The sequence below is a fragment of the Flagellimonas hadalis genome, assembly GCF_007785775.2.
GTDB lineage: Bacteria > Bacteroidota > Bacteroidia > Flavobacteriales > Flavobacteriaceae > Flagellimonas > Flagellimonas hadalis.
The window spans coordinates 351478-357477 of sequence record NZ_VNIK02000003.1 but is presented as its reverse complement, the minus strand read 5'-3'; the positions used below and the strand labels follow the sequence as shown (position 1 = coordinate 357477).

Below are 6000 nucleotides of genomic sequence, written 5' to 3'. Positions count from 1 at the left end.
TCACCTCGTCGAAGTCGCTGCAGCTCCCGTTGGTATCGGTCCATCTGAAGATGTAAGTGCCATAACTGTCCACGGTCACGTTGGTGGTCTCATCATTGGGATCAACGAATGTTGCCGTTCCCACGCCTGGGGTTTGGTTGGTCCAGGTTCCGGTTCCCACAGCAGGATTGGCGTTGGTAGCGAATGGGTTGGCGATATCACATACATTGCCATCAATCCCTGCATTTGGTGTTGGAGCGCCCGGATCGGTAAGGGTCACATCAGGATTGTCCGTAGATGTACATCCATTGACGGTTATCCTGAGGTTATTGTATGTCCCTTGGGGTGTATTTATAGTTGCACTTCCTCCAAATACAGGAACACTTGGGAAGACTCCAGCATCGTAGGTGATATCATAATTCCCGTCGGGGACGTTGGAGAATGTTAGCTCTATGGTACCGTTTCCACCACAGGCCACGGGATCGGAAAAGGTATTTACAGCAATTTGGGGCACTGTGTTTACGGTGACGGTTACGGTGGCGTTGTCGGGGGCGCACGGCCCTGTTGCGGGTATGGTGTATGTGAAACGGTATGCCCCTGCGGAGAGGGTGGAGAAGTCCATGTTGGCGGGGTCGGGGACCACGGAGTTGGCCCCGTTGCCGAAGGCGTCGTCCACGTCGGTCCATGTCCCGCCGCCGTCCTCCCCGGCGAGCTGTGCGTTCAGGTCGTGGGGTGTGTTGTCCCCCTCACAGAGGTCGATGTCGGTGGGTGTCCCGGCCTCGTTGGTGGCGTCGATGTTGACGGTAATTGTAGTTGCTGGTCCTTCGCAACCGTTGATGGTCTGAGTGACGTAATAATCTTGTGATGAGAGCGGGTCAGCGTTTGCCACAGTAGAGGTCAACCCTGCGTCGCTGTACCATGTAATCGTGGCAGAGATGGCAGGCACAAGGTCAGCTCCAGTGGGATTGTCGGTATTACAAAATGTCAGATTGTTGGCGACTGGTGCAACAGGGGTAGGGTTTATGGTGATAGTGAAACTTTCTTCATCAAAGCAATTGGGAGTGGAGCCTGTCTCATCATAAATGTAGAGAGTAATGTCACTATTGATAACATCTCCTTGGGCGTAAGCATTTCCTCCTCCGGATGGCCCTCCAGGGAGATCGTAATACGCCTCACTGCCGGTAAGGTTGGTCCCGGTGATGGCAGGCAAAGTATATGAATCACAGACTACCTGATCTGCTATATCGTCTATATCTGGGGAGAGATATACGTAGATGGTCTGGGTGACATCCACAAAATTCCCTGTTGTATCGGTAACCCTGTAGGTTCGGGTTATCGTTTCTGGATTTGTATTGCCATCGGATGATTCCGAGAGTAAGACAACAGATGCTATGGCACAGTTATCCGCTTCGTCCGTTACGACCAATGGGTCTGCTGCAGGTGGTGTATCGCATACAGTGATGTCTGTAGGGTTTGATGCTGTAGGTGGCTCGGTGTCCCCAAAACCTACCGTGAAAACATCCAGATGTTCAAAATTGACATTGTCAAAGTAGGCATTACCAGCCATGTCCACGTTTGTAACGTCTATCATGGTGATGGGGCCTGTAGTAAAATCCCCGTCCCCGTCAGTGTCTATCAATAGTTTTAGGCCACAATCTCCATTGTTCAATATATTGGAACCGGAAAGATCTATTCGGACACTGACGTTGCTGATGGCAGCAATGCTAGGATGTGAACGGGTAGCTTGAACCTGCCATTCCCTTTCAATCCTGCTGGTGATGTTGGCTGGAAGCTCCACATTTACTTCATTGAGACCTCCGCGATCGCTGCCCCATAAGAGATAATTATGAAGGTATGAAAACAGCGAAGTGCCCAGTGTTGTTGTATTGTCTATTTCAGGTCTAGTTTGATCCAAATTGTCTCCTGCAAAGTTGGAGTCAGTGGACATGGTCACTATAGCCTCAGCATTTTCGCTTTTACCTATTCGTTGGTGTACGTTGTACCGAAGATCTGGAAATCCACCAAAGTTGTCCCTGTACCTATCCCTTGCCAATCCGGCAATGTCAAATCTATAGGCAGGATTGATTGCGGGGTTCCAAATAACGGCTCCATTCGCAGATAGATATTGGTATCCTTGGTTTCCAACGATGCTTCCCAATTGACCTGCACTATTGAGGGTTATCCCATATTTAATGGCCAAATAGCTTTCTACACGTTGTATATGGGTTGCTGACAAAGCACCATCAGCCACTAAGACTTCAGCGATGTTTCCCGTTAGGTTGGTGTTGGGGTCGTTACTGTTAAAGTGCTTGCCCAGTCTAACAAATAGGTAAAGGTCATCTTCTGCAATAACATCGTTTCTTGTGGTGTTGATGTCTTGGATGCCATTCACTTTTGTGGTCAAGGTTTCTTGAAAGTCCCCTAGAGGTGCTGTTTCCCTAGAAAACACCCCTATCGTAGGCCGTTCCAAAAGGTCTATTCCGCCACTTTGAAAATAGGTTGCTCCAATCCGCGTCCTGCCGACAGAGAAGCGGTTCCCATCGGAAACCCCCAGCGAGAGATTTGTGGTGGAATTGTGATAGTTATCTATATCCCCACCATACAAAAGTCGTTGGGTCCTTGCCGTATTCCCGGCGCCAGGCGCCCTAAATACTATAAAAACGGTAATGTTCGCCCTGGATATGCTCCGGGTGTGCAAAGCCTGACCATTTCCACTACCATCAAATTCCACAGAAGGATTGAAGTTCATGTCGTTTCTTCGCAGCGTTGGTATCCCAGGGACAGAACCTGTTGGGCTGAGAAAGGCTGGTAAACCAAATGAATGTGCAAAACCGGGATTGAGTGCTGCGTCCCAAGGATTGGGATAATGTGCGGGATCGGCAGGATGGGGGACCGCATCTTGCTTGGTGTCCACTCCAGCATAATCGACAAGGTCATACCAGGTTGTTACAGGTGTTCCGTCGGCAGGGGGGAATGGGGTATATAATTCCAATTGTCCGACAGGAGATGGAATATTGACGGCCCTGTCCGCACTGTACCATGTATCCACTTCGATTTGCCCATACGTTTGAGCTCCTATGAGCATGATCAGTAGCATGGCCAACTGTTGCAAGAGTTTTTTAAAAGCATTAGGTGAAGGCACACAGGAAAGGTTTTTTTCTGTGCCCATAGAAAAATAGCAAAGTAGAAGTTTTATCATAATTGTAGGTTTTAATGGTATTTTCTTGTTGGGGCAGGACGAGAAAATAGATTTGGTAATATAAAATAAGGGACTATCTGTGGATGTTCAGTGCCCCAATTCACCTGTGGTGGGTTACAATTGATGGATGATGGGAATGGATCAACGGATGAAAAATCCGCCTATTCTAAAAATGATGTATTTTGTAAGTTTTATCTTATTTTTTCAATGAAGTCAACATACTTTAAAAAAAGGCCGCCAAGATAATCTTGGCGGCCTAACCATCTCTGTTACCGAAGAACTAAAGAGTTACACCAAACCTAGTTCTTACATTGATTATAAAATATGGGTAGGATGGTTATTTTATGAGATTTATTTCCACTCGTCTATTTTGTTTTTTTCCTGCACTTGTGGCATTTGAGGCTATTGGCTTTTCTTCACCATAACCAATGGCGGTGAGCCTGTTGCCTGCTATTCCTTTATCGATCAGGAAATCCCTTACTGAATTGGCCCTGGCCTCAGATAGTTTTTGATTGCTATCGTTGGATCCCACGCTGTCCGTATGTCCTTCCACGGTGAACTTGGCATTGGGGTATTCATTCAGGATTTGGATGATGTCCACCATCACAGCCACGGATTCGGTTTTGATGGTCGCTTTTCCTGTATCAAAAAGAATGGTCCTAGCATAGTCGTTCAATTGTTTTTGTACTTCTTGGGTCACTTCCGGGCAGCCTTTGTTGCTTACGGGTCCAGCGATAGTGGGACATTCGTCATCTATATCCGCCAAGGTATCCCCATCCGTATCAGGACAACCTTTGTGCTCTATGCTTCCTGGGGTTTCAGGACAACGATCATCTTGGTCTATAATACCATCACCATCTGTATCAGGGCAACCTCTATGTGCCACTGGTCCTGGTGTATTCGGGCAGTCGTCATCTTTGTCCAGAACGCCATCACCATCTGTATCCGGCCATGGACAACCATTGTTTTCTTCAGGTCCTGCCTCATTGGGGCAATTGTCGTCCTTGTCCAGTAGGCCGTCTTCGTCGGTATCGGGCCATGGACAGCCTTTGTTTTCCACAGGACCGGCCACTTCTGGGCATGAGTCTTCCTTGTTCACAATACCATCTTTGTCCTTGTCCTTCAACTTGTTTTGATAGACGGGTATCTTTAATCCAGCGTATAGGTCAAGTCCTTTGGTATCCTCACCTATAAGGGAAGATAGAATGGACCCTGAACCCATATACAATGGACCGAGCCTAAGACCAGCACCCCATTGAAAGCCAACTCCATCCATGATTCCAATAGGCGAATAGACAGATAGCCATGCACTTTCGTATCTTGGGGTGATGCTATATTGGTCCAGGATATGTCCAATATTTCTGGAATTTTTGGATGCTATGGAAATATCGGCATTGACGTTCAAATAGAATTTTGAAATAATGCTCCAATCCAAGTTGGTATGCAACGCAGTGGGCAAAGTATAGTCTTTGGATTTGGTATCGGATATCAGTTCAAAATTGTCCAAAAGGGCTTCTTCAAGGACATCACCGTCAAAATTGTCGATGCTCTGTGTCCTGTTCAGGTTGTATAGCCGGTCTCTACCGTCTATATCCGTTATCTTGCCAAAATCCGTGACGGAAACCCCCACTTTTAACTTGTATTTGTTCACACCCCTGTTCATGATGGTACTTCCATCACCCTTCAGTTTGGTGTACTCGGCATGATCGGGTCTCCACTCATATACAAACCCAATGTCACTGCCAAAACCCAAGCCATTTTTGAAATCGCCAAAGGCATCACCGATATTCCCTTCATCATTTACTTCGCCTGTGGAGCCATGGTGCAATTGACCTGTAGTGGTGATTTCCCTAGTGTTGGAATCATAGTCTAAGGTAATGTCGGAGCCATACAGATACACGTTCCCCAGTCCCTGCAACATTTTTGCTGAGACCCCTCCCTTAAGGAAATGTTGTCCGTTGTCCAATAGTACACGTGCATAGGTCGCACCAATTTCCCCCCAAACGCTGAACGAGCCGGAGATGTTTCCTTCCACCACGCTAAAATCCTCGGTTTCGTCAAAACCGCCTTCCTTTTCCAAGGTGTTGCCATTCACATGGTCTACATTGAAAAGGCCTCTTCCCCTCGTAAAAATGGCCAATGAACTCTTCTCATTTATGCTCAGCATGACAGATGGTCCCAATACGTCAATATTGAAGGAAAGGAAATTGTCCGTCTTGGGGTATGTATTGGCATCGTCAAATGTTGAGCTATACTCACTGAAAACATCGGAAAAATTGAAACCGATGTAGTTGTTGCCATACAAAGCGCTGACCCCTATCAGGTTGACATCTAGCTTGAGCCTTGAATCAGCTATATTCGCCGGGTTGGAAAGAACCCCGTGCACGCCGCTGTAATTGTCCGTTAATAAACCTTGGTAGGATTGTGCACTGAGCATAGAGGCCGATAAAAGGCACACCATGCCCAAAAATGTATTTTTTGAAAACATATCTAATTTTTTTTGCCCTAAGGCGGGCTGGGTTATTTTTTAAGTTTTTTGGTTAATCGACCCCAAAGAGAACATAAAATGTGATATCAAAAATGAGGAATGAACGGATGTGCCTTTTGAATTGACGGATGGGGGATTTGAGTTTATATGGTTTTTAAAATGAAGGAATATTCCTATAGTTTTTTGCAAAGGAAATGCTAGGGAGAATTGTAAAGATGGTATTGGAAGGTTACAATCTTCCTCTTCAATTAAGGTAGAAAATTAGGCTAAAGTGGGATGGGACCGTGAGGAACAAAAAAACCATTACAACCAAGGAATTGTAAAAATTCCTTGG

2 protein-coding genes are annotated in these 6000 nt (G+C 46.4%); both read right to left on the bottom strand.

Annotation, left to right across the window (positions count from 1 at the left end; genetic code table 11):
* Positions 1-3178, bottom strand: a 3178-nt coding sequence (locus tag FOT42_RS07825) for a DUF8202 domain-containing protein (RefSeq protein ID WP_151890007.1), incomplete at its 3' end; no start/stop codon positions are given.
* A 337-nt stretch (positions 3179-3515) separates the two neighbouring features.
* Complete coding sequence (locus tag FOT42_RS07820; protein ID WP_151890006.1) at positions 3516-5666, bottom strand: DUF5723 family protein; 2151 nt, start codon at positions 5664-5666, stop codon at positions 3516-3518.
* Between the last annotated feature and the right edge of the window lie 334 nt (positions 5667-6000).

What these genes read in the sequence shown, in the direction of transcription:
- FOT42_RS07820 (WP_151890006.1), bottom strand. Translation starts at nt 5,666, where the DNA reads ATGTTTTCAAAAAATACATTTTTGGGCATGGTGTGCCTTTTATCGGCC.